We start from the raw sequence: 25,101 nt of genomic DNA on the forward strand, positions 1-25,101 counted from the left end.
GTTCTCACTCAATGCCCCAGGACGCCCCCGCCTCCCCCGCCGACGTGCAAGCGTTCGACCTCGTCGTGATCGGCGCCGGCCCCGGCGGCTACGTCGCGGCGTTGCGGGCGGCGCAACTCGGGCAGAGCGTCGCCTGCGTGGAACTGGAGCCGGCGTTGGGCGGGACCTGCCTGCGGGTCGGCTGCATCCCCTCCAAGGCGCTGCTCGAAAGCAGCGAGATCTATCACGAAGCGCAGCACAGCTTCGCCGACCGCGGCATCACGTTCGACGGCCTGGCCCTCGATCTGCCGGCGATGCTCAAGGACAAGAACCGCACGGTCAAAACGCTCACCTCCGGGATCGCCGGCCTGTTCAAGAAGAACAAGGTCACGCATGTCTCCGGCCGCGGCACGCTCGCCGGCCGCGACGGCGATCGGGTGCTGATGCAGGTCGACGGAAAAGACGCCGGGACGCTCTCCGCGAAGCACGTTCTGATCGCCACCGGCAGCGCCCCGGCCAGCCTGCCGGGCATCGAGATCGACGGCGATTTCGTCACCGACAGCACCGGCGCCCTGAGTTACGAATCGGTCCCGGAGCACCTCGTCGTCATCGGCGCCGGTTATATCGGCCTGGAACTGGGCACCGTTTGGAAGCGCCTCGGGGCGAAGGTCACGGTATTGGAATACCTCGACCACATCCTCCCCCTGAACGACGGCGAGATCGCCAAGGCCGCGGAGAAGATGTTCCGCAAGCAGGGGCTCGACCTGAAGCTGGGCACGAAGGTCGTCGGTGTCGAACAGCGCGACGGCGGCGGCGGACAGGTCTTGATCGAGGGCGGCGACCCGATCGAATGCGATAAAGTCCTGATGAGCGTCGGCCGTCGTCCTTATACCGACGGGCTGGGGCTGGAGACGGTCGGGATTAGCACCGACAAACGCGGCTTCATCCCCGTCGACGAGCATTACGCCGCGGCGGAGGGCGTCAGCGCGATCGGCGACGTGATCGGCGGCGCCATGCTGGCCCACAAGGCGGAGGAGGAGGGCATCGCGTTCGTCGAACGTCTCGTCACCGGCCACGGGCACATCAACTACGGCGTGATCCCCAGCATCGTCTATACCTCCCCGGAGATCGCCGCCGTCGGCAAGACGGAGGAGGAATTAAAGAAGGAGGGGATCGAATATCGCAAAGGAAAATTCCCCTTCGCCGCCAACGGCCGGGCGAAGGCGATCGGTCACACGGAGGGCCAGGTGAAGATCCTCGCCGACAAGACGACCGACCGCGTGTTAGGCGTACACATCCTCGGCCCGCACGCCGGCGATTTGATCGCCGAGTGCGCCGCCGCGATGGAATACGGCGCCAGCGCCGAGGACATCGCCCGCACCTGCCACGCCCACCCGACGCTGTCCGAAGCCGTCAAAGAAGCCGCCCTCGCCGTCGACGGCCGGGCGATTCATTTTTAAATCGGTTTGGCTCCGGACCGATGTGCCATGCTCTCACGCCGGAGTGCAGCGAAGCGAAACGCAGGCGGGTGAGCATGCGGAGCGGCTTCCGGCCGCTCTGCCCGGTCATGCGTCGCTCGCATGCTCACCCCGCCCGACTCCGCTCCGCTGCGTCGGCCGGTGAGAGCATGGCGCCCGGCGTTTTGCCCCTTACGCGCTACGCCCCCTCTACCCAGTGTCCCCAGTTCGTCGGTCGTGCTGAACAGTAACTTCGTATCGTAACCGTTCAGCCAACCCTCCTAGATCCGGCCAAATGAACGTGCCATGGATGCCAAGATCATAGAGGTCGCTCAGCACCTGTTTTTTCTGCTCTGCCGGAATCGCAATCCTCGTGAACCGACAATAATCCTCCCAGTCAGACTCGTCGGCCGGCTTATCGGTTCGGTGGTTGGTGAAGCAGCCTGACTGGTTGGTGACACGAGGCGATAGGTGCCTTGGGAAGACGATCAGGCCAGAGTTCCTGACTGTGGATCGTTGGTCGGAATGAGTGCTCTCGGCTAAACAATTGTGCGTGGAGTGTGCCCCTATGCACCAAACATCACCGGCGTGATCTGGATGTCCTACGGCAGCAAAGTATAGTGCGATCAGGGGATTGGTCGACCAATCCAAGAGTCGCGTCGGCACACCGTAGTGTTGAGCAATAGTCAGCCAGCCAAGTTCATCATCCGATGGCGGCGGTGATGCGAGATAAGCCGGTGCTTCCTGCTTGAAACAGTCCATTAAATAGGCCTCGATCGCTCCAACGTTAGACATTGGGTTATGTTCTACAACGCGGAACAGGGTTGGGACTAATCGGAACTCCCGCCTGCCGTGCCCCCGGAAAAACCACTGGGCGACATGTCGACGCTCGAAACTTGAGACTACTCGAACATACTGTTCGACTGTTTCAATTTTCAGATTCTGGACGGTTTTCTCGGACAAGTTTCCCACTTTCAGCTGGCATTATTATCGCCTGAACCAATCGCACACTATCCAAACAACCCCGTCACCGCCTCGGCCTTGACCAACTCCCGCGGTTGGTTGAGGTGGTTATACACGATCGTTTCCGGCTTGATGCCGAAGGCGTGGTAGATGGTGGCGAGCAGTTCGCCGGGGTGGACCGGGTCGGTCGCGGGGGCGCTGGCGGTGGCGTCGCTGGAACCGTGCACGTGGCCGCGTTTGATGCCGGCGCCGGCCACCAAGCCCGTGTAGCAGTAGGGCCAGTGGTCGCGGCCGTCGGCGGAGTTGCCGTTGCCGCTGGTGCTCACGCCCTTTTTGGGGCTGCGGCCGAACTCGCCGACGGCGACGACCAGCGTGTCCTCCAGCAGGCCGCGTTCGTCCATATCGCCCAGCAGGCCGGCGAGGCCGACGTCGAACATCGGGCCGGACTGATCCTTCATCCGCTTCGTCAGGGCCGTGTGCTGGTCCCAGGAATGGTTGTCGCTGTTGGCCTGCTTCGGCCAGATGACCTCCACGACTCGCGTGCCGGCCTCCACGAGGCGCCGGGCCAGCAGCAGGCTTTGGCCGAAGGTGTTGCGGCCGTAGCGTTCGTGCATGGCGTCCGGCTCGGCGCCCAGATCGAAGGCGTCCCGGGCGCGGCCGCTGGCGACCAGTTCGAGCGCCTGCTCGTAGTAGGCGTCCAATTTATGCGAGGCGACCGCCTGATCGATCTCCCGCATGCCGTCCAGCACGCTGCTCCGCAGGTCCGCCCGGCGGCGGAGGCGGGCGGCGAACACGTCGTCCGGCAGCTTGAGATCGTCGACCTTCAAGCCGGCCATTTTATCCATTTTGAGGTCGTCCCCCGGCGGATAGAGCGTATACGGATCGTACGCCTTGCCGAGGAAGCCGGCGGTCCCGCCCTTGCCGACGACGTTGCTCTCCTGCAACGGCCGCGGGAGCATCACGAAGGGCAGCATCGGCTCGGTCGCCGGCCGCAGCCGCATGATGTTCGAACCGAAGTTCGGGAAGTCCTTCGGGCTGGGCGGCTCCAACTGCCCCGAGGGGCTGACCTTGTCCGTCGTATAACCCGTCATCATCTGATAGATGGCGGCGGTGTGATTGAACAGCCCGTTGGGCGTGTAGCTCATGGAGCGAATCAGCGTCGCCTTGTCCATCTGCTGCGACAGCTTCGGCAGGATCTCCGTGACGCCCATGCCGGGGACGTTCGAGGCGATCGGCTTGAACGCGCTGCGGACGTTGTCCGGCACGTTCTCCTTCGGATCCCACAGGTCGATATGGCTCGGCCCGCCCTGCAGATAGACGAGAATGACGCTCTTGGCCCGGTTCCACCCCGGCGCCCCGCTGCCGCCGGCCTCGGAGGCTTGGGCCTGGAGGTTCAGCATCGAACCCAGCGACAGCCCCAGCATCCCGGACCCGCCGACGCGCAGCAGGTCGCGGCGCGTGTGGCCGGCGCCGGGATCGCAGACGTCTTTGCCGCGGGAGCCGGGGAGAATAAACATCGGAGGCGTGGCGGGCGGGGGGAAAGGTTCCGTAACGCAGAGGCCCCGCGGGGCCTCTGCGTTATGAATGCAGGTCAGTGATTGAACAAAAACTCGGGGCTGTTGATCAGCGCCCAGGCGAAGTCCTGCACCGCGGTCAGGCGGACGGTCTCCAACTGGCTGGCGCTGAGGGCGGCGTCGGACCGCAATCGAGCGAGCGTGCCATCCAGCGGCACCGGCGTCTTCGCGGAGGCGATCGCGGCTTCCCGCATCGTGACGCCGGGGTCTTTGGGAACCGGCATGCGGGCTTCGTTCAGGGCGGAGACGAGCTTCTGATGCGGTTCGTCCTTCGAGAGGAAGTAGTCCCGCAGCGCCTGGGCCTGCTCCTCGGTGCGTTCCGTCGGAGCGACGGCCAGCAGCTTCGCCGGTTCGGCCGGTAGACCGAGGGAGACCGGCCGCGGTTGGCGGGCGACGCTGAGCCGGAACAGGCCTAGGGCGTGCGTGCCGTCCTGGTATTGCTGGTTCAAGGTGATCCGCAGCCGCGTGCCGCCGGCGTGGCCGAGATCCTCCTTGGTCTCGAACACGGCCCGGTGCTCCTTGCCGAGGTCCGGGCTGAGGGCCCAGCCGTTGCCGGACGCCGGACTCTTGCCGTCGATCGCCGTCTTCACGTCGTAGCCGTTCTGGCTGAACGTCGCCTGAGCGTTTTGCAGCTTGATCTTCGCCAGCGGCGCCTCCGTATCGGCCGCCCCGTCCGCGGGGATCTCCGCGGCCAGCGCTTCGAACTCGCTGATGACGATGTTGCCGTTCTTGGAGCGGCCGGGGCCGGGTTTGTAGATCTTCGGATCGACCAGCGCTTCCAGCCGGAAGGCGGTCACGCCGCCGGCGTCCACGAGGGGCGGCAGTTCAAAGTCGAGGTGATAGGCCGTTTTGCCCTGCTTGCCGGTGACGAGGATGGAGCCGTCCTCACGGAGTTCCATCTCCGCCCCGTTTGTGGACTTCATGGTCGTCGGCCGCAGCACGGCCCAATCGACCGGCTCGCCCGCGGACTGCTGCCATTGGTCGAAGCGGGCGTCGGCGGCGTCCCGGTCGGCTTCGATCGCCGCCTCGGCCGCGGCGATGCGGTCCGTCCGTTCCTGCACTTTCTTGGCGAGCGCGGGGGCGATCTCCTTTTGATAGGCCGCGAGGTCCGCCTCGGCGGCGGCGATCGCCGCCTGGCGTTCGGCTTCGAGAACCGGCTCGCGGGCGGCCCACCAAGCTTCGCGCTCCGCCAGCTTCGCTTCGAGGGCGATGTGGTCCTCGGCGACGCGGTCGAGGGCGGACTTCACCGCCTGCACCTCGGAATCGTGCGCCGGGCGATTCAGCACCCGCATCACGACGGCGTCCACTAATGCGCGGTCGTCCTCAATCTCCGCAGCCAGATCGTCCAGCTTGCCGGCCGGGTCGGAGAGCGCCCGGCTGACCGTCGGGCCGCTGACCAGCGCCATCACCGGGCCGAGCTGCACCTCGTCGCTGCGTTCGCATTCGCAGGCGCTCTCGCGGACCGGGCGACCGAAGGTGTTCAGGAACCCGTCCGACAGGCCGGCGCCGGCGTCCGGCAGCGTCGCCGCCCGCGCCCCGGCCGGCAGACCGGGCAGCTTGGAGGGCGTACCGGTGACCTGATGAATCGCGTCATACAACGCTTCCGCCGGCAGGCGGCGAGGCGTGGCCTTGGCGTAGTTGCGGCTGTCGTCCTTATTCCACTCGTTCGACGCGATGGAGAGTTGATACGTCCGCGACTTGCAGATCTCCCGCATCAATTCCCGGACGTTGAAATCGCTGGCGACGAATTGATCCGTGAGGTGATCCAGCAGCGCCGGGTTGGTGGGCGGGTTGCCGGCCCGGATGTCGTCGACCGGCTCGATCAGCCCCACGCCGGTCAGGTAGCCCCAGACGCGGTTGGCGTAGCTGCGGGCGAAATAGGGGTTGTCGGCACTCGTCGCCCAGTCGGCGAAGCGTTCGCGACGGGTGCGGTCGTCGGCGGAATTGCTCTCTGACGATTCGCCGTCGGCGGGCGTCTCGGCGCTGGCTAGTTCGTAGGGGAAGGCGGGGGGCGCGACGGCGCCGGTGCGGTCGTGGGTCATCTCGCCGTCGGTTTTATCGCCGACGATCTCATACAACGGCACGGCGCCTTCGACCGCGGTGCCGCCGATTTTCTTGTCGCCGGAGGCCGGGTCGCGCTTCAGGTCCATCTGAGCGAAGAACGCGGCGGTCTCGTAATATTGATCTTGCGTCCAGCGTTCAAACGGATGGTCGTGGCATTTATTGCAGTTGAACCGTACGCCCAAGAACAGGTGCGTGGTGTTCTCCATCGTCAGGTCGGGATCGCGGAGAATCTTGTAGTAGCTCGCCTGCGGGTTCTCTTTGTTGGAGCCGGCGGCGGTCAGGATTTTGTGGGCAAACTCGTCGTAGGGGGTGTTCGCTTTGACCTCCGCCCGGATCCAATCGCGGAAGGCCGTCGCCCCCTGCTTGCCGAGGAACTTGCCGTTGACCTGCAACAGGTCGGCCCATTTATTCGACCACTGCTCCACGAAGTCGTCCGAGCCGATAAGGCGGTCGATGACTTCGTCCCGCTTTTCGCGCGTCGGGCGATCGTCGGCGAGAAACGCTTCGACCTGCTCGGCGGTCGGCGGCAGGCCGGTCAGGTCGAGGTGCACGCGACGCAGGAAGGAAGCGTCGTCGCTGAGGCCGGAGGGGCGAATCTTGAGCGTCTGCCATTTGTCGGCGACCAGTTCGTCGATCGTCCCCCAGGTCGGCGGGGTCTCCCATTGGAAGCCGCTGCGGTCGCCCATCACGGTGAGGGTCGTGGCGGCGTAGGCGCCTTCGTAGCGGGCCAGCACCGGGGCTTCGCCGCGACGCACGGCGGTGAGGGCGCCGGCGTCGTCCGCGGTCGCGATCTCCCCGTCGCCGGTTTCGATAAACGCTTCCCCCGTCACGTCGCGGGTGGAGCCGTCGGCGTAGGTCGCGACGACGCCGAACTGCACCGTTTCGCCGGCGTCGTCCAACACCGGATTGGCCGGGGTCAGGGCGATGGAGGCCACTTTCGGCGTATTGAGATCGAGGTGCGCCCCTTCGGAGATCCACGCTCGCAGCAGGGCGTAATATTCGGAGTCTTTCGTCGTCGTTTGCCCGCCCTCATGCGGGACCGCGGCGATCGCCTTCAGCAGCATCAAACTGTCGTCCGGGCTGGCGACGTTGACCCGGCGAGCCGCGTGGTCGTCGGTCAGCGCCCGTACGTCGTAGATCGGGTCGTAGCCCCGCAGGCTCAACTTGAAGCCGTTCTTCCCGTCCTTCGAGCCGTGGCAGGTCCCCGCGTTGCAGCCCAGCTTCGAGAGGACCGGCGTCACGTCGCGAATATAATCCACGTCTTGAGGGGCCGTAACGCCAAGGCTCCGCGGAGCCTCGGCGTTATCGGTCGCGTCTTCCACCGGGGCGGGGGAGTAGGTGCTTTTGATCTCCGCCTCGGCCACGTCGATCAGGCGGACGACGCCGTCGGAGCCGGAGGCCGCGACCGTCGCGCCGTCCGGGCTGACGGCGACCGCATAGATCGCCGCATCCGGCACCGGCACGCGGGCCAGCAGTTTCACGCCGCTGTCGCGATAGTCGGACAGGACCTTCTTCTGAGCCGCGTTCCGCTGGGCGGGGATGGATTTCATCGCCTCCAGCATCTCCTTGGGAATCTCGGCGTCGAAGTCGAAGCTGGAGACGGTCACCTCGCCGACGCCGTCGAGGCCGGAGCCGGCGGCGATCACGTCGCCGTCGGCGTCGAACTGCACCCCATAGACCCGGCCGTGCATCGGGAACAGATCGAGGATGTGGTTCGCGTCGTCGCCGATCTTGCGGGGCGTGTGGCGGAACAGTTGAAAGACCTTCGGCAGCCCGTCGGCCCCGCCGACGGCGACGAGATCGCGGGTCGGGTGCCGATCGATCGCCTGCACGCCGCCCTTCAGCGCCCCGGGGGTGATCGAGGTGACGTTGTCTTCAAAGCGGCCGGAGTCGACCTCCGTCAGCTTCACCGTCCCGTCGCGGCCGGCGCTGACGACGTGCGAGCCGTCCGCGTCGAACGCCGTGCCCAGCGCCCAGTCCGTGTGCGAGGCCATCCGCACCAGCGATGCGCCGGTCGTCGCATCTAAAACGTGAACCGCGTTGTCCGCCCCGCCCACGGCGACCTTCGAGCCGTCCGGCGTCCAACTCACGCCGTAGGTCGTATCCGCGGTCAACGGCACGCTGAGGGTCAGCGTCCCCCCGCGCTCCGATTCCGCATCCAGATCCCACAATTGCAGTTCCCCCGTGCGTCCCGGCAGCCCGCCGGCGACGGCCAATCGCGTGCCGTCCGGCGAGAACCGCACCGACTGCACCCGTTCGGACAGCCCCACCAAACGCCCGATCAGTTCCCCCTTCGCCGGGTCGGTCAGCAGCACTTCATGGAAGCCGGCGACGGCGAGCGTCTTCCCGTCCGGGGACCAATCCAACGAGGCGACGATCGGCGGCCGCGTATAGATCGGCGGGTTCGCCGCGTCGTAGCGGGGGCCGGCTTCGGGCAGATCGTGCGTCGCCCCCTGTTCGATCCACTTGCGGAGCAGTTCGATCTGCTTGGGGGAAAGCGGCTTTCCTTCCGGCGGCATCTCCGCGACGCCCTCGGCGTTCGGCGTGACGCGCTGGAGCAGGAAGCTGTGGTCGGCCTCCCCCGGCGTGACGGCCGCCAGTCCGCTGTCCCCGCCGGCGAAGAACGCCTGCGGGTCGGTCATCAGATAGCCGCCCTCGGACTTGGCCGGCTGATGACAGCCGAGGCACTTGGCCTGCAACACCGGCCAGAGATCCTCCGCGAGGCTGACGGCCCCGTCGCCGGCCGCCCCGTCGCCGGCTGCTGTTTCGTCGGCTACGGTTTCGTCGGCCGCCGGTTCGTCGGCCGCGGCCGGTCGTTCCCACAGTCCCCCGCAGAGCGCTCCCCAAACGGCCAACGCGGAGACGCACGAACTGAGGGCGAACGGACGAGGCATAGGGCGCCAGTCGGTCGGTAGGACGGGAGCGACGTCGAGACGCGTCGCCCGGGGGGAGTCCCAGTCTACGTTGATTCCCCCGCATCCATCAACGGCCTGCGATCAATCTGTCGCCGCTCCCCGTTTGACGGACGGCCGGAGCGATTAGGGCCGGCGGGACTTGAACCCACAACCAACCGATTATGAGTCGGCTGCTCTAACCGATTGAGCTACGGCCCCTTGAGTCTGCGATGATAGGCGTTTCGGGCGGTCTCCGCTACAGTGGTCGTGGGTGCGTTACAACCGTTTCTACAACCGGACGCTCGGAGGAACCCGTCGTGCCCGCCCAGTCGCAGCCCCCCCAATCTACCAGGAAGACGACCCGCAAGCCGCGCCGCTCGGCGCCCGCGGCGGTCCAGAAACCGTACCCGGACTTCCCCCTCACGCCCCACCGCGGGGCGAAGCAGTGGTGCAAGAAGATCCGCGGCAAGCTGCACTACTTCGGCCCGCTGGACGACTGGCGGCGGGCCCTGGAGGAGTACCAGCGAGTCCGCGACGACCTGCAGGTCGGCCGCGCGCCCCGTCCGGCGACCGAGGGGCTGACGGTCCGCGATCTGCTGAACCGGTTCTTGGCGGAGAAGGAGGCCCGGGTCGATTCCGGCGAACTCTCGGCCCGCACCTGAGAGCACTACCGCCGGGCCTGCAAGCGAATCGCGAACCACTTCGGCACCGGCCGGACGCTGGCGGACCTGGCGCCGTCGGACTTCGCCGCGTTCCGCGCGACGCTGGCGAAGGGCTGCGGTCCGGTCACGCTCGCGAACTACATCCGGCACTGCCGGGTCGTGTTCAAGTTCGCGTACGACGAAGGCCTGACGGACAGCCCGCTGATCCGCGGCCGACAGTTCCGCCCGCCCAGCCGGTCGGTGCTTCGCAAGGACCGTCAGAAGCGGGGGCCGAAGCTGTTCTCGCCCGAGGAGTGCCTCGCGCTGCTCCGCGGGGCCGACCTGCAACTGCGGGCGATGATCCTGCTGGGGCTGAACTGCGGGTTCGGGAACACCGACTGCGCCGACCTCCCGCGGTCGGCGCTGGACCTGGACCGCGGCCGCCTGGACTTCGCCCGACCGAAAACCGGCATCGAGCGCAAGGCGGCGCTCTGGCCGGAGACCGTCGACGTGCTCCGGTTCGCCCTGGCGGAACGACGCGACCCGAAGGATGCGGAGGACGCGGACCTCGTCTTCGTCACTCGCAAACGCCGCCGGTTCGTGCGAACGACGCGCAATCCGGACGGCACGACCTCGACCACCGACGCGATCGCCCAGGCGTTCGCCAAGGCGCGGGCCGCCGCGGGGGTCGAACCGGGCCGCGGCTTCTACACGCTGCGGCGGACCTTCCGCACCCACGCCGACGCGGCCCTCGATCAACCCGCCGCCGACCTGATCATGGGCCACACGGACGAGAGCATGGCCGCGATCTACCGCCAGCAGATCGGCTGGAACCGCCTGGAAGCCGTCGCCGAGACCGTCCGCGAGCGGATCCTCCCGGATTTCACGCCGCCGGGGGAAGGCAAGGGACCAAGGCCCTATCAGGTCGGCGAGCTCCAATGAATCGCGCCTTGTCAAAGCGGACGATAGTTGCCAAAGGGGTGCGCGACGAATCCGGCGATACGATGGGGCTGTCCGTTTGGTCCGTCCGCGGCGGGATCGTTCGGCGGTCGAGGGGATCGCTGACGCGAGCCTCGCCCCTTCTCGCCAAGCGTTGTGGTTAGATCGAACAGGCGAGCGGCTGAATCTGCGTCCGCCGGGCGGCGACGTCGGTCAGCCATTCAGACAGTCCGGCCCCGGCCAGTCGTTCCGCGTTCACGTGTGGGGCGAGGGCGGGAGCGCACAGCAGGTCCAGGTACCGCTCGTCGTCCTGATCCGCCTCGGCCACAGCGTCTACGAAGTCTTCCTCGGTGGCGTAGTCGTGCAGCGACAGCAAACTGCCGGGATCGAACTCTTCCCCGATCCGCGGACTGCCCCAATACAGCGGCACGGAGCCGGCGAGATACGCTTCCAAGATCTTCTCCGTGGTATAGCCGGGGTGGGAGGAGTTCTCGAACGCCATCGTGAACTTGTAGTCGCGGGCGAAAGCGATCTTGTGGGCGGTCCCCGACGGGATCGGTCCGCCGATCGTGTTTCGATACCCCCCGCCGGAGTCGACCGGCTTGTAGGCAGAAAGCAAGTCCGCGACCCGGTTTCGCACCGCGCAATTCGGGTTGGAGACGACGACGTTGCAGAACTTCGACTTCCCCGCCAGCAACTGCTTCGCCTGCCCCCGGGTGCGGCCGGCGGATAGCTCCCGCACGTCGCCGAAGAGCGTGTAGAGCGGTTGGCGGTAGTGCCAAGGACTATCGTGATAGTCGAAGGAAATCGCGAAATCGCAGGCAGTCATGTCGGGCCGGAGATTCTCGCCAGTATAGAAGATCCGCAGGCAGGCGAACTCCTGATGGCGCCGACCGAAGCAGGAATAAAAGAGGATCTCCGGTCGCTCCGAGAGCGTCAGAGCGTATTTCTGGGAGAGAATTCGCCAGAAGAGGCTGTCCTCCGGCTCGAACCCGGGCCAGAAATCGCAGAACCAGACTCGGAGCGGCGGGCGGTCGCCGGAGGGAATGCTGGGGGAAAACATTGAACGTTTTTCAGGCAACGGGGGAGGAGGGGACGCCGTGCGCGGCGAGGCGATAAGGCTGGACGGGGAAGACGCCCTCCAGGGCCTGCCCGACCATCACGTCTTCATAGATGTGCCGCATGGCGAAGTAGACGCCCCGCGCAACGACCGCCGCGGCGGCGTCGCGGTGCAGCAGGTAGGCGTGGCCCGCGGCGAACCCGGCGTCGGTGGAGGGGAACAACGCCGGGGGGCACGGCTCTTCATAAATGCGGTGCCGGCATTTGCGGAAATGCCACTGTTTGGAGGTCGCGTCGCCCCGGCCGAGGACTTCGCCGGCGTAGCGAACCTGCCGTCGCATCGCCGCCGTGACCTGCTCGGCGTCGACCCGGCAGTCGACGTCGGTCTTCAGCAGATAATCCCAGTCCGGCTCCGCCAACGCGCGCTGCAACATCGCGTACGTTTTGATCGCCAGAAACTCGTACCCCGCCGGCGCATCGACCGACCACGTTTCCAGCCCGTGCAGGCCGTCCCCGTCGTCCGGGCCGGCGGCGTCGTAGACGGCGACCCGGCGGTCCGCCGGTCGGTTCGACGGCTGGTGGTTGAGAAGGAACCGCTCCAGCAGTCCCCGGTCGCGCCGGCAAGTATAAAGACAATGCAGCAACCGGGGCGGCATGAGAAACCTCGGGAATCGGGATCGCGTCGACGTGCCGCTGCTTGGCTAAGCCAGGACGCTCGGGGCGACGCAATATGTTCATGGGTACACTAACAGTGTGAAGGGGATTCTGTCGAGACGAGTTCCGGGCGATTCGCGTCCGCGAACGAAAAACGACCGGGGCTCCCGGCGGGAACCTCGGTCGCTGGGTTGGGGGGAAGGTCGCAGCGGGTCGGCGTCGCAGGGTCGCCGGTGAGCCGACCCCGGCTGCTCACGGGTCTCAGTCAGCGGACGGTCGAGCAGCGGACGGTCGAGTCGCCTTGGGCACCCGGGCGTTCATGACCCCCGTGATCGTCTCCGCGGTGCGGTTCTTGTTCACGTCGTAGGCGTCAGCGTACGTGCCCACCCCCGGCGTCGCCAGACTCTGCAGCAGGGGCGAAGAGGGAGAGAAGATGGGGGCGAGAGGGCGAAACGAAAACACGGCCGGGGCTCCCGAAGGAACCCCGGCCGCGGGTCTCAGCGTTCGTCACAGCGGTTCGCAGCGTCAGTCAGGGGCGGGCGTCGCTCTCCATGCTTACCCCGTCCGGCTTCGCTGTCGCTTCGCTGTCGCTTCGCTGTCGCTTCGCTGTCGCTTCGCTGTCGCTTCGCTGTCGCTTCGCTGTCGCTTCGCTGTCGCTTCGCTGTCGCTTCGCTGTCGCTTCGCTGTCGCTTCGCTGGTCGGTGAAAGCATGCCACCCGCCCGCTGTTTAGGAAGAGCGACCCGGAATAGACCATGAGCAATGATCGCAAAGGGGGCAAGTATCGCAAAGTTCATGATCGCGTCCGCAGAAGGGCCGAAAGGCTGTGAAGGCGACCTTCGCCACCACACCATCAGAACAACTAACAGCAGCAGAACTGCCACCCCGAGATATATTGCCGCGCTCGGCTTGCGTCGCATTTCCGTGATTTCCATGGATGGTCAGGGCATTTAGAGGTGACTGCCGCTCTAGGGCGAACCTTCAAAATCGCTGACATACTTATACATGTCTGCGGCAGCCTCATTCGGAATGTCTTTCGGTAAATCGTGTGGATTAAACAGTTTGTCTTCCCCGCCTAGAAAGCCGCTGTCAACCCCGTAAGTGTCATCCCCAACCTTGCATAAGATGACCATATGCTCTGGGCCGCCGGGCACCGGCCAACGAGGTGCTTCCACTTTGGTTTTCATGGTAAAACTGGGGTCCAGCAAAAGTTTGGTGTAAAAATCCGTTCCCCACCTAGCGCACTGGCTGTCCAGCACGCTTGGTATGTTGTCTACCACCCAGGCGTCATCCTTCGCTTGGAGCAATTTCACGAGGTTTTTCTCGACAGACGGATTTCCCTTTGAGGATTTGATCAGCATTGCCTCATCTTTGGTTGGTTTCACCGCATAAGGGGTTAATCCAGACTCGGTCTTGGTAATATTGCAAGCATCTTGGTCAGAGCCGCCCGACCAAGTGTCAGGCACCCAAATCCATACAACCTGCCCCTCCCGTGGCGGAGTCATAATTATGCCTTTCACGATCCTCAGCCCGGTCGGGTCGACGCCCTGGGTAGGCATGCTCCTGACATATTCATATAGGCCCAGGCTCCCATCTGTATACCCGATCGGATCCCGCGTCAGCCAGCACCCCAATTGCGGGTGTAACACTCGGAACCGCATGTGGTACGTTCCGACCGGCTCTCTCCGATAGCCGGCGTAGGTCGTCTCCCAGTCGAAGTCGCTGCCGGTTCTCGCGGCGAAGGCCGGGGTGAGAACCTGCATTTCGCCGTAGGCGGCGTAGCCGAAGCGTTCGGCGAGGCCGCCGACCTCGTCGACCAGGGCGACCACGTTCCAGTTCGCGTCCTGCAGGGCGTACAGGCGTTCGATCAGAGACCCCGTGCCGTCCTCGTCCCGGTCCCGCAGGACCAGTTCGTCGATATACCGCACGCCCCAGACGAACTGCCGCTCGGCCAGCGTAGCGGTTCCGATCCGCTCCTCCAACACCCGCCAGCCGGCGGAGTGGTAGTAGCGGCGGGCCTCGCCGTCGGCGATCCGCTCGATGCGGTAGCCGCGGGCGTCGTAGGCGTTCTCCTGCACGACGGTCGCGCCGTCGGTCAGCTTGACGAGGCGGTTCCAGGCATCGTAGACGGCGGCGTAGGTCGCCGTCGGGTCGCCCGGTTGCGGCACGGTCGTCATATTGCCGCTGGCGTCGTAGGCCGGGTCGGCCCAAGACGGGCCGGCGGTCTCTGCGATCGCCGTGATCTCGTTGACGGCGTTGCCCGTGCGGGTCTGCTCCAGCGTGGGCGACGCCGAGGTCGGCCCTTCCTCGTACCCGGACCAGTTGCCGGTTTCGTCCAGCGTCCAGCCCTGGGCGTAGTTCTCCGAGGAGACCGCGTCGCCGGCCGGGTTGAGGTCGCCGCGGGCCAGCGTTTGCAGGCGCCGCAGGGCGTCGTGGCCGTAGAGTTCGTCCCGGTCCACCGCGTAGGCCGCCGCCGCGTTGTCCCTTCGAAAAGTGCGGCTGCTGGCCCGGTCGTAGCCGAGGTCTTGGGAGACGACATCCGTGGAGGAGCCGGTCCGCCAACGCGTCTGCGTCTCGCGGCCGAAGCGGTCGGTGGCGCCGTACTGGTCGCCGGTCTCCGGGTCGGTTCCGCCGAGCTTGAACAGCCGGCTCACGTCCGGCTCGGGCAACCGCAGTTCGGCGACGGCGCCGGAGCCGAGCCGGTCGATCTCCTCCACGATCGTGCCGTCCCAAGTCAGCTTCGCCACGCGATCGGCCACGTCGTCGGTGGAGCCGGTCGTCCCGTAGCCGTAGGCGAGGACGCGGCCGTTCGGATAGGTCAGCGACGTGGGCCGCAGGGTGTTCGCGGCGCCGTCCTCGTAGGCGTAGCCGACGGAGGGGGTGGAGGCGCCGACGGGGCCGGCATGCTCTTGGAACTCGGCGGTCAGCCGGTTCCACTCGTCATGCTCGCGAGTGACTTCGTTGACGTGGAAGCCGCCGTACGGGGCGTCGAAGCAGGTCATCCGCTCCGGCAGGCCGCGGTCGTCGTAGGCGGTCTCGACGCGGCGGACGGCGCCGTCCACGCCGGTTCCCAGCGTCTCGACCCGGTCCGCGGTCCGGCGACCGAGCGCGTCGTAGTCGAAGAGGTGCGTCGTGCCGTTCTGGTCGGTGACCGCGGTGAGGGCGCCGGTGCGGTCGTACTCGTAGATCACGCTGTCGGACGGCCCGGTCGAATCCGGGTAGAGCGTCTTCCGCAACAGCGACGAACTGGCGATCTCGCTCTCGGCCAGCGTCGTGCCGTACTCGTAGGTCGTGACCTGATCGCCGGTGGCGGCGTTCTCCGCGGTCAGCGTCTTCAGTTGCCCGTCCGCGGTGTAGCTGAACCGCGTGGTGCGATTGGCGTCTGCAACTGTGGAGCCGGCGTCGACGTTCTCGATCACCGCGGTGCGACGGCCGAGGTCGTCGTACTCCGTCGCCGTCTCCATGCCGTCCGGAGCCACCGTCGCAGCCGTGCGACCGGCGTCGTCGTAGGCGATGGACGAAACCAGCACGTCGTCGGCGGCAGCGGGGACCGTTGCGGGCCGAGCGAGGACGCTCCCGGCGTTGGTGCCGTAGTCGGCGGCGGCGAGGGTGCGTCCGATCGGGTCGTACCAAGTGGCGGAGTAGGAGACGCGGGCGTTGGGCCCGGCCCCGGTCGGCCCGGCGAGCGGACCGGAACCGGTGACGTCATCGTACCGATCGCGGACCGTCGATGTGAGGACGTTTCCGGCGTCGTCGAACGCCGTTTCCGACTGCGTCAGCACGGTCGCGGTTGAGACGGAGCCGAGGCCCGTCTGACCGACCTCATAGCCCACGTACTGCGTCGTCGCCCGGCCGAGGCTGTCGTATTCCGCGAGGGTGAATAGATTCGAGCCGGCCGACTGCGACTTCAGCAGGTTCCCGCCGGCGTCGAACCAACTCTTCGAGACCAACGGCGTGCCCGCGACGCCGGCGACCGGATCGACGGGATAGCTCTTCGTCTCGTAGGTCTGCCCGCGGTCGTTGAAGAGGATTTCCGACTTGGCCAGCAGGCGACCGGCGGCGTTGCCGAAGCGACGTTCGGTCAGAATCGTGCGGCCGAGGTTGTCATATTCGACGCTGCTATACGAATCCTCCTCGCCGAGCATGGCGACCTGTCGATTCCGCCAGTCGTATTCGTAGCGGGTGACGCGGGTCGTGGCGTCGTCGACGAAGGCGGTGACGCGGGTGAGGTTGCCGTCGCCGCCGTCCAGGCCGTCGTCGTATTGGTTCTCGCTGAGGAGAACCATGTCGTTGCCCAGCGCTCCGCCGCCGGTGGGATCGGTCGCGGTGGCGCCGGCGTCGTCCGTGCCGACGTAGGAGGCGACGGTCCGGCCGAGGGTGTCGAACAGGCTGATCGAGATCGTGCCGCCGGGCGAGTCGACCCGGTCGCGGCGATCGCGGAGGTCGTAGCCGAAGGTCGTCTCGTCGTAGTTCGTTCCCGCCACGCCCTCCCCGCTAGTCGGGATCGTGTGGTAGACGCGGGTCGAGGCCAGCTTGCAGCAGTCGGTGTAGGCGTGCGTCGTCCAGGCGACGTAGTCGCTTTGGGCGTAGCTGTCGCTCGCCTGCGGGGGACCGCCGACGGTGGCCTTGGCCGAGATCTCCTCGACGACGTTGCCGTTGCGGTCCCGCTTCGTGATCGAGACGGGGTTGATCAGCACGTCCGCGTCGTCGGAGACCCGGCGATACCCGGCGGCGGAGACGGTTTCGAAGTCGGCGTCTTTATAGAGCGTCCAAGAGGCGGTGCGGACGTCGATCGCGGACCCGGCGACGAGGGCCGCGTGCACGGGGCCGAGGGTTTGCGTCACGCGGCCCCGGTCGTCGTGCTCGTAATCGGTGACGAGGTGTTTTCCTCCTCCCGCCGGCGTGGCCCAGCCCGCCGGTTCGTCGGTGACGAGGGAGACGTCCACGTCCTCGATGGACTGGACGATCGCCCCGGTCGTCAGGTCGTAGACCCGGCGGCTGATGACGCCGCGGGCGTCTTTGTTCCAGGTACTAAAACCGTTCGCGTCGAAGATCGCCTCCGTCGTCTCGGCGACGCCCGTGCCGCCCTCAGACGTCGGGACGACCGGCAGCGTGGTCGTCTTCGACGCGACCTGAACCGTGCCGGGATGGAACGTGTAGGCGTGGGTCGTGGAGACCGGATCGGCCCCGTCCTCCCCGCGATAGACGGTCTGCTTGGAGACCGGGCGAACGGTCCGCCCGTCCGCCGTATGCGATGTATATTCCATCGCCTGTTGGAGCTGCGGAGTCCCGCCCGTCCCCCGCTTCACGGCGGAGGATTGCATCAGACCGGCGGCGGCGTCCGGCGCGGCGTAGTAGTTCGTGACGCTGACGAGGCCGTCGGCCGCTCGCAGGTGCGTCGCGGCGCCGGTCGACTCGTTGAAGCCGACGAGGTCGTCGAGAAGCTCGTCGTAGTCCGATACGGCGGACGGACTCGCCTTCAAGATCACCCGCCCGTCGTCGTCGAAGCGGTTGTAGCGGACCCACTCGTCGGCCCCGTCTTTCTCCACGCGGAGCATCGTCTGGCCGGAGGAGTTGCAATACAGGACGACCTGGGAGCCGTCCGACCGCGTCTCCGTCGTGCGGCGGAGCCAGACGTTGAAGGCGATCGGCTCGGCGGTGAAGTAAGTCGGGTTGTCGTGGTAGGCGAACGTCATCGTGCGACTGCCGCCGCTGACGGTTTCTTTGGACGCCCGACGGCCGTCGTACTCAAAGTAATGGTCCGCGTATTGGGCCACGACCGCGTTCGAGGCGGTCAGCGGGTCCGCGACCGCCGCGGCGAGGCGGTCGTAGGAACCCGTTTTCAAGACGTATTGCAGCCCGTGCTCCAGGCCGGCGCCGGCGTTCGTTTTCCAATAGCGATAATACTGCAGACCGAGCGATTGCCAGGCGGTCCCGTCATGGTCGAACCGCTCGACGGTTTTGAGGTCGTTCAACGATCCGTGGTCCTCGCCGACGCCGTAATACGCGTACTCCGCCCGCGAGATCAGTTTCCAAGGGCCAGCGTCGACCTGACGGCGCGACGTGACGGCGAGGAGTTGACCGAAGTTCGGGCCGGCGTCGGCGTATTCGTACAGCAGTTCGTCCGTGGTCGTGACGCCGCCTGTCGTGTCGGAGCGACGGATCGCCCGCACGTCGCCGCCGGATTCGTCGGTCACCTCCGTGACGCGCCCGCCCGGGCTGGTCGTCGAGAGGAAGCCCCCGGCCCGGTCGGCGTGGTCGAGGTCGTGGAACCGGAGCCGCGTTCCGTTCGGCCCGGTCAGCGTATATTCCCCGGCGATCGGGTCGTGCGTGAGGACGGACCGCCGGCCGTGCAGGGTTTCGTACGTGCCGTCCGGGTTCTCGCGGAACCAAACGGCCCGGCCGTTTCCGATCATCGCCAAATCGGAGCTTTGATACGTCGAGACTTGAATCGTCGGCCAGCTGTCGACGTTCCAGTTCCACCCCTGCCCGCGATCGAAATCGCCGTCCTTGCCGTTTTGATACGAGCGGACGTGACCGATCCCGCCGTCGGATAGGTCCCGCTCCCGCAGCACGATCTCCCCGGTGAAATACCGCACCGGATTCTCGCTGGACGCCGCGGAAGCGCCGTTGCCGGACTGGCCGTCGCCGCCGCTGGGGCAACTGCACGAGGTGCAATCGTCGAGGTACACGCCGCCGCCGATCGTTCCCCCGGAGCCGGACGACGAACTGCTGGAACCCGATCCGCCGGACCCCGAGCTGCCGGAGGAACCGGAACTACTAAACGACGAGCTGCCGGAGCCCGAACTGCCGGAGGACGAACTGAAACTGCTCGAGGGCTCCGAACCGGAGCCGGACGACGAGCTGGAACTCGACGAGGACGAGCTGAAACTGCTCGACGGAGCGGAGCTCGAACTGAGCGAGGACGAGCCGGAGCCGCTCGACGACTCGACATGGAAACTGCTGGACGGGGCGGAACTGGAAGACATGATCGTAGAGACGGTTGGAGTTTTTGAAACGAATTGACGAAAGCAAATTCGAGGCGTTCGCCCCGAAGTTCATGAACCGCGCAATCCGGGAGCCCGGGTCTTTTAAAAACAGCCGGGCGACCGACGTGTCGGAGCCGACCGCGGACTCCCGCGAACAGGCGATTCGGGTCCTGGAAGCGTCGCTGCGGACGCCTGTTAGTGATTATGTGTACACTAAGATGGTGCACAAGACGAAGCGGACGAACTTTCGGGCTCCGGCGGGAAATGTTTACGAATGGCCAGAGCCGCCCGGAGGGCGGTCAGCGGCAGGGTCGCGCAGATCCGTTTGGCCGGGCTGAGCGGCAGTCCCAGGCAATGCACAAGCTCGGCGTCGTCCGTCGCCGACAGCTCGGCGACCGGGCGTCCCTCCGCCGCTTCGCACGTCAGCGACGCCGACGCCCGGCAAAGCACGCATCCCCGACCCTCCCACCGCACTTCGGTCGCCCGGCCGTCTTTCACGCGAACGGTGACGGCGACCTCGTCCCCGCATAGCGGGTGCCGGCGGACCGCGGTATGCGTCGCATCGATGGCGCGTCCGCGGTTTCGCGGACTCTCCTCATGATCCAGTAGCAGGTCTTGAACGTCTTCGGCGTTCGTTGCATGGTCGAACATGATTCGGTCGCGCTTGAAATACGGGATTAAAGCAAGGGACAAGCCTCGCCAAAGTTCGACGAGGGGCACGCCGAGCCGTCGGCCCGGCGCGCGAAAAAGCCCCCCGTCTCGAGAGCCGGGGGGCGAGCGAAGCCGGTGGGACGAAGCGTCCAGAAATTCACCTGTGCTCAGCCGATACGACGGCGTCGCTCACCAGCGCCGGCAGTCGTTATGAACCTGCCGCCGTACCGTGAATCGCGTGTCGGCTGATTGAAATAACGCGTGATCGGCATGCCATTCGAGGCGTTCCTCAGGCCAGTCGTCCCAAGCGAGGATCAGCTCCTGCTGCGACGCCAACGTATAACCGCCGGCGTGTCCCGCCCCCGGCCGGACGAAGCGGCCGTCGTCGAACAGGACGAGTTCGCCTGCCCAGTCCGGGTGGACGCCGTAGTAGCTTGTTCCGTCGTGATCCCTGTCCCGCGTGGGACCTTTCGATTCTCGTCCGCGACGCACACGTGAGTAGTCCCAATAATCCGACTTCGGCGGACGGCGATAATAGGCGTGCCGCAGGCGGTCGGGGTGCCATTGGTGTCGCAGGCCGGGCATGCGCTCCCTGCGGATCGTGACGACCTGCTCCAGACGTTCGTAAAAGATGTTGTCCTCCCCGCCCCAACTTTCGAACTCCGGCAGCCCGCCGACCTCGTCGAACCGCGACCGCGAGACGGCCATCGGCCCGAACCCGAGGTCTTCCCAAGAGCTCGGTTCGCCCTGCCGAGTTAGGTATTGAAAGATCGGCGACCACGCCCCGCCGCCGTCCACGATCTCGATCGCCCGGCGCAGGATCTCCGGCGTGAGCAGCAGGTCGGCGTCGCACAGCAAGAGGCGTTCGTTCGACGCGTACCGCGCCGCGCGGTTCAAGCCTCGCCCCTTGGAAAACGGCCCTTCGATGCGTACGAGTTTCCACGCGAGCTCCCCCGCAGCGGCCGGCAGCCACTTGCAGGCGGGCCAGTCGTTAGAGTGAAAGTCCGCGACGATCAGTTCGATCGGCCCGATCCCGTCGGTCGCCTCCAGCGCCGCGGCCGCCTCCGCGATCGACCGCATGCAGTTCGGGAAGAGCGTCAGTTCCTCGCCGTCGTCGAGGATTCGCGAGCGATTCTTGAGGCTGACGAGGATTGATAAGACCGGCCGTTCGCCCGTTTCTTCCGAGCGTGCGACGAGGGCGTGGTCGCCCGTCTCGACCGGCGACGACCGACGCGATACGCGGTCCTGATAGTGACTCGCTAGCAATGGATCGGCGATCGGTTTGGGATCGATCCGGAACCGGCCGGGCCGCGTGTCGAGCGGTCGTTCGCCCCCGCCCATGCTCATGTGTGCGTATTGCGACGTCCCGCGGAGGATCATAAAACGGTCGTCCCTGTCGATCGGGAAGACGATATGTTCGGCGCCCAGTCGCTCGTGGATCCGTTTAAAGAACGCGGCATCCTCGCCGACGTCGGCGGGCGGGTATCCGCCGACATCCCGCCAGAGATTCTTCGTGAACAACGTGTTCGGGTGAGAACCCCACGCCGGCACAGCCTGATTATCGTGCAGCCAGTTCTGTCCCCAGTAGGCCAGGAATTCTGCGGCTCGATAAAATGAGACGTGTCGTTCCGTCAATTCCCGCCGACAGAAAGACAGCCGCCACGGCAGAAACACGTCGTCGTCGTCCCAGACCGCAATCAATCCTCCTTCCGCCAGTTCGATGCACCAGTTGCGTTTCGCCCCGAGGTTTGCAAACCGCTCCGTCTCGTTGAATACTCGCACTTCGGGGTGGTCGAATTCGAACGTCTGTCCGGGACAGTCGTTCAGAATGATCAACTCTTTGTTGGGATCGTCCTGCTGCAAGAACATCCAAACAGCTTCGTTCATGTATTCCGGCCTGCCGTAAGTCGGCATGACGCAGCTGATTTTTGGACTGTCCGACGAATTGGCGGAGGCGGTCATCAGAGAGGTCTTTCGTGGGCAATAGGAAGAACGATCCAAGCGGGTGACGACCTGTCTAAACAGACGCGGGGAGCGCCGCGGTCGACGTCGAATCGGGCGCGGCGGCGGCGTCGCCGGTCACCGAGGCAAACAGCCGCGTCCACGCGGCGGTCAGCGCTTCGGAGTTGGCGAGCTCTTCCGTGAGTCGCTCGCGCGCGGCGTGGGCGATGCGTAGCCTTAGTTCTTCGTCGTAGGCCAGTCGGGCGGCGTAATGCGCCAGCTCTTCGTCGCAACTCCCCAAGAAGCCGGTCACCCCGTGCTCGATCATCTCCCGCCAGCCCCATTCGTTCTGGGCGACGATCGGCACGCCCGCGGCCATGGCTTCCAGACCCGCGCGAGGCCAGTTCTCGCGGGCGCCGCCGTTGACGGGCAACAGGCAGTGGAGGTTGGCGAAGAACTGCGACGCCGGGATCGCCGCGGGCCGCAGCACGCTGGCCCACGCCGGCGCCGGGCCGAGTTTTTCACTCGTCCCCGGATCAACGCCCATCACCAGCGCCCGCCGGTTCTGATAGGGGATCCGTTCGTAGATCTTCCAAATGTTCGAAGACCATTTATCAAGGTCCGGCCGGGCCAAGCGGCCGACGCAGAACGGTTCTCCCGCGGCATGAGGTCGGGGCTTGAACTCCCAACAGCCCAAGTCGAACGCGCCGCGAATCAAATGGCCGTTGGCGGGCGTCGGTCCACTGGGAAAGAGCTGCGGTTCAAGCTGGCTGCGTTGGAACTCGGACTGATAGACCATCGCGTCCGCCGGGCCGTGCAGATCGAAGAACTGTTTTTCGTAGTCGAACAGAAAAGTCATGCAGTTGACCCAAACGATCGGGCAACCCAGCGCGCGGAACCGCGGTGCATGCGTAATAAACTCGCTGTTGCAAAATCCCACGACCGGGGAGCCGGCCAAGCCGGGCACCCGTTCCAGCTCGCCGGGCGGGACTTGGTGCGTGACGAACCCGAGGGCGTCGAGTTTCTCGCGCCAGCCGGCGTCGCCGCCCCAGGTGGAAATTAAATGCACATCGAGGCCAGCGCGTTTCCAGAGCTGGATCGTATGCCAGGCTTCGGTGTTCGCCCCGCCCATCTCGCCGGGATAACCAATTAAGAAAACGCGCATGGCAATACCTCGCGACGCCGGCCGGCCGGCCGTGCGGTCTCAAGTCAAAAGAGTGGGTGAGATGTTGTAGGCGACGGGCGGTCGTCAGCGACGGAAGGCCCCGACACTCGTTTTAGTGTACACGCGTACGCTGTCAAGCCGCGTTTGAGCGTTCTTGACGGCACTCGGGAATTCCGCGCCGATGGGAGCGAGTCGCGCCGTCGCCGTTGCGGGTTTCGAAGTAGGTCTGGACCGCCCGATGCGTCTCTGGCTTGTCGCTCCACCGCCACAGGCCGTTGCTATCCCGCTCCACGTCGACGGCGGGGTCGAACTGGTGTCCCATAATGAGGTCCATGCGGCTGCAGTACTGCCGATCCTTTCGCTCTCCTGGTACAAGTGCACTACTACTACAGTCGTACTTCAGGGTTTCGGCGGAGTGTGTCCTCGGGCTTTGTAATGGCTGAGCATGGCCCCGAATTGATGCTGCCGTCGCCACCGAGACCACGCGAGAACCGCTTCGTCGCAGCGGCGGCGGCCAAAGATCAGCCGCACCAGCACGCGGCGGACTTCGGGAACCGTCGGCGGGATCAGGTCTTCCTCGGTCCCCGCCTCTTTTTCGTCCGCGGCCTCGTCCGCTTTTTGGGGGCGGTCGCCCCGTCCTCGGCTTTGGCACGAGTCGCCGCCAGCGTGGCGTGGGCGAGCATCGAGAGGGTGACGTGCCGATACCAGCCGTCCCAGCTCCTGACCTCGTATTCGTCCAAACCCGTCTCCTGCTTGGCCTGTTCGAAGCATTACTCGATCGCCCAGCGGGCGCCGGCGATCTCCGCCAGTTTCTGAAGCGTGGTCCCCTCCGGCGAACAGGTCAGATAATAGGCCGCACTCGCGGACGTCAAACCCCGGCTCGCTCAGGCTCTCCCGAACCAACAACGCCTTCCGGAAGACGCGTCCGTCGTCCTGTTCCAGAGCCGCCCCGAACCGCAGCGCCGCCCAGCGACTCCGCCGCTCGCCCTTCGTCCCGGCCCCGCGAGGAAGTTCCTCCCAGCTCTCCGGGGCGCCGGCGAACTCCCGGACGTAGTCCTCGGCTTTCAGCTCGCGAAAGCCCGGCGCCCAGACCCGCTGAGCCTCCGAGACCGCGACCACGTCGCCGACGCCGCGGTCTTCCAGCAGCTTGCGAAATCGGTAATCGCCGCCGAAAACCGCATCGGCGGCCGCCCAGCCTCAGGGAGCGGTCGCGTCCAACGCCCGTTCGATCATGTTGCGGGCCAGGGCCGGCTTGGTCTCGGACTCGATTTCCGCGGGGACCTTGGCTTCGGCCCGGCGGTCGGCGTCTTCGACCCATTCTTTGGGCAAATATAACTCGCGATCGATCAGCGCGTGCCCGCGGGGCGTGCGATACGCCAGAAAGACGCCGATCTAGCAGTTCTCGACCCGGCCCGCCGTGCCGGAGTACATGCGTTTGACGCCGACCGGCTTCGTCCCCTTCTTGAGGAAGCCGGTCTCGTCCACGATCAGCACGGACTCGTCGACGCCCGCGGGATCGCCGAGCCGCTCGACGACGTACTCCCGCAGGTCGTCGCACACTTCGTCGGCGTTCCACCTCGCCCGGGCGATGAAGCGCTGCAGGTTGGTCGGTTTGGCCTCGCCGACCTCCTCGGCGAGCTGCCAGCCGTTCTTTCGTTCGACGCGGCTGATCAGGCCCCGCAAGACTGGCCGGCCCGCCCGCGCAGCTCGGGCCGCCGAAACCGCGGCCCGATCCTCGCCGCCGCGGCGTCGACCTCACGAGCCCAACGACGCACCTCCCGAACGCGAACCGCAGCCATCCCTGAACTCCTTGCGAACGACTCCCCCGCCGTTCAAACTCTCGCCGCACGACCGCTGACGTGCAACTGTAGTACTAAGTCGGCGAGACTCCATCTTGATTGGGAGTCGGCTGCTCTAACCGATTGAGCTACGGCCCCTTGAGGCTGCGATGATAGGCGTTTCGGGCGATCTCCGCGAAGGCGGTCGTCGGTGCGCTGCAACCGTGGTCCGCAACCGGACGCCCGGGGGAACCCGCCGCGTCCGCCGGGTCGTGGCCCGCAAAACCTGCCAGGAAGGCGGCCCGTCCCGGCAAGCCCCGGCGATCCGGGGCGAAGACCCCGGGGGGCGGCTACT

Annotated in this window: 13 protein-coding genes, 1 tRNA gene and 1 pseudogene; 4 read left to right on the top strand and 11 right to left on the bottom strand. The window is 66.1% G+C overall.

Annotated features, from left to right (window positions below):
* Positions 1–11 precede the first annotated feature (11 nt).
* The gene (gene lpdA, locus LzC2_RS11395; RefSeq protein ID WP_171186981.1) at positions 12–1,439 is read left to right on the top strand and encodes a dihydrolipoyl dehydrogenase; all 1,428 of its coding nucleotides are present in this window, start codon (positions 12–14) and stop codon (positions 1,437–1,439) included.
* A gap of 207 nt (positions 1,440–1,646) precedes the next feature.
* On the opposite strand, the gene LzC2_RS23030 is transcribed toward lpdA, so the two are convergent.
* The 4 genes from LzC2_RS23030 to LzC2_RS11415 form a co-directional block, all read right to left on the bottom strand.
* A complete protein-coding gene (locus tag LzC2_RS23030; protein WP_414636414.1) occupies positions 1,647–2,408 on the bottom strand; it encodes an FRG domain-containing protein in 762 nt (253 codons plus the stop codon).
* 38 nt (positions 2,409–2,446) lie between these two features.
* Positions 2,447–3,916, bottom strand: coding sequence for a DUF1501 domain-containing protein (locus tag LzC2_RS11405; protein ID WP_171186985.1), 1,470 nt, complete (start codon positions 3,914–3,916; stop codon positions 2,447–2,449).
* Between the two features lie 74 nt (positions 3,917–3,990).
* Positions 3,991–8,931 (bottom strand): DUF1549 domain-containing protein, encoded by a 4,941-nt coding sequence (locus LzC2_RS11410; protein WP_171186987.1) that lies wholly within the window; start codon positions 8,929–8,931, stop codon positions 3,991–3,993.
* A 145-nt stretch (positions 8,932–9,076) separates the two neighbouring features.
* A tRNA-Ile gene (locus tag LzC2_RS11415) sits at positions 9,077–9,150 on the bottom strand.
* A gap of 98 nt (positions 9,151–9,248) precedes the next feature.
* Between LzC2_RS11415 and LzC2_RS11420 the strand changes: the two genes are divergently transcribed.
* Entirely contained in the window at positions 9,249–9,593 is a 345-nt protein-coding gene (locus tag LzC2_RS11420; RefSeq protein WP_171186989.1) for a hypothetical protein, read from the top strand.
* Between the two features lie 159 nt (positions 9,594–9,752).
* Positions 9,753–10,514 carry a tyrosine-type recombinase/integrase gene (locus LzC2_RS11425; RefSeq protein WP_171186992.1) on the top strand — a complete coding sequence of 254 codons (762 nt, stop codon included), beginning with the start codon at positions 9,753–9,755 and terminating at the stop codon, positions 10,512–10,514.
* Between the two features lie 157 nt (positions 10,515–10,671).
* Here LzC2_RS11425 and LzC2_RS11430 read toward each other — a convergent pair whose 3' ends face one another.
* From LzC2_RS11430 to LzC2_RS22835, 3 genes are all read right to left on the bottom strand, one after another.
* Positions 10,672–11,574, bottom strand: coding sequence for a glycosyltransferase family 10 domain-containing protein (locus tag LzC2_RS11430; RefSeq protein WP_171186994.1), 903 nt, complete (start codon positions 11,572–11,574; stop codon positions 10,672–10,674).
* 10 nt (positions 11,575–11,584) lie between these two features.
* Positions 11,585–12,226: a glycosyltransferase family protein gene (locus tag LzC2_RS11435; RefSeq protein WP_171186996.1), complete on the bottom strand. Its 642-nt coding sequence runs from the start codon at positions 12,224–12,226 to the stop codon at positions 11,585–11,587.
* Positions 12,227–13,190: 964 nt separating this feature from the next.
* Positions 13,191–18,821: an RHS repeat domain-containing protein gene (locus LzC2_RS22835; protein WP_171186998.1), complete on the bottom strand. Its 5,631-nt coding sequence runs from the start codon at positions 18,819–18,821 to the stop codon at positions 13,191–13,193.
* Between LzC2_RS22835 and LzC2_RS11445 the strand changes: the two genes are divergently transcribed.
* Positions 18,808–19,248, top strand: a complete 441-nt coding sequence (locus tag LzC2_RS11445) for a hypothetical protein (protein WP_171186999.1) — start codon at positions 18,808–18,810, stop codon at positions 19,246–19,248. The genes LzC2_RS22835 and LzC2_RS11445 overlap by 14 nt on opposite strands.
* 176 nt (positions 19,249–19,424) lie before the next feature.
* On the opposite strand, the gene LzC2_RS11450 is transcribed toward LzC2_RS11445, so the two are convergent.
* From LzC2_RS11450 to LzC2_RS11465, 4 genes and pseudogenes are all read right to left on the bottom strand, one after another.
* The gene (locus LzC2_RS11450) at positions 19,425–19,862 is read right to left on the bottom strand and encodes an iron-sulfur cluster assembly scaffold protein (RefSeq protein WP_171187001.1); all 438 of its coding nucleotides are present in this window, start codon (positions 19,860–19,862) and stop codon (positions 19,425–19,427) included.
* A gap of 189 nt (positions 19,863–20,051) precedes the next feature.
* Entirely contained in the window at positions 20,052–21,824 is a 1,773-nt protein-coding gene (locus tag LzC2_RS11455; RefSeq protein ID WP_171187003.1) for a glycosyltransferase family 2 protein, read from the bottom strand.
* A 55-nt stretch (positions 21,825–21,879) separates the two neighbouring features.
* Positions 21,880–22,968, bottom strand: a complete 1,089-nt coding sequence (locus tag LzC2_RS11460; protein WP_171187005.1) for a glycosyltransferase — start codon at positions 22,966–22,968, stop codon at positions 21,880–21,882.
* A 566-nt stretch (positions 22,969–23,534) separates the two neighbouring features.
* Positions 23,535–24,767, bottom strand: a pseudogene (locus LzC2_RS11465) (IS701 family transposase).
* Between the last annotated feature and the right edge of the window lie 334 nt (positions 24,768–25,101).

It is taken from the genome of Alienimonas chondri, from assembly GCF_013036045.1.
In the GTDB taxonomy this organism is placed as follows: domain Bacteria; phylum Planctomycetota; class Planctomycetia; order Planctomycetales; family Planctomycetaceae; genus Alienimonas; species Alienimonas chondri.

Coding starts and splice junctions, on each gene's coding strand:
- LzC2_RS11450 (WP_171187001.1), bottom strand. CDS start 19,862: ATGTTCGACCATGCAACGAACGCCGAAGACGTTCAAGACCTGCTACTG.
- LzC2_RS11460 (WP_171187005.1), bottom strand. CDS start 22,968: ATGCGCGTTTTCTTAATTGGTTATCCCGGCGAGATGGGCGGGGCGAAC.
- LzC2_RS11410 (WP_171186987.1), bottom strand. CDS start 8,931: ATGCCTCGTCCGTTCGCCCTCAGTTCGTGCGTCTCCGCGTTGGCCGTT.
- LzC2_RS11435 (WP_171186996.1), bottom strand. CDS start 12,226: ATGCCGCCCCGGTTGCTGCATTGTCTTTATACTTGCCGGCGCGACCGG.
- LzC2_RS11430 (WP_171186994.1), bottom strand. CDS start 11,574: ATGTTTTCCCCCAGCATTCCCTCCGGCGACCGCCCGCCGCTCCGAGTC.
- LzC2_RS11405 (WP_171186985.1), bottom strand. CDS start 3,916: ATGTTTATTCTCCCCGGCTCCCGCGGCAAAGACGTCTGCGATCCCGGC.
- LzC2_RS11455 (WP_171187003.1), bottom strand. CDS start 21,824: ATGACCGCCTCCGCCAATTCGTCGGACAGTCCAAAAATCAGCTGCGTC.
- lpdA (WP_171186981.1), top strand. CDS start 12: ATGCCCCAGGACGCCCCCGCCTCCCCCGCCGACGTGCAAGCGTTCGAC.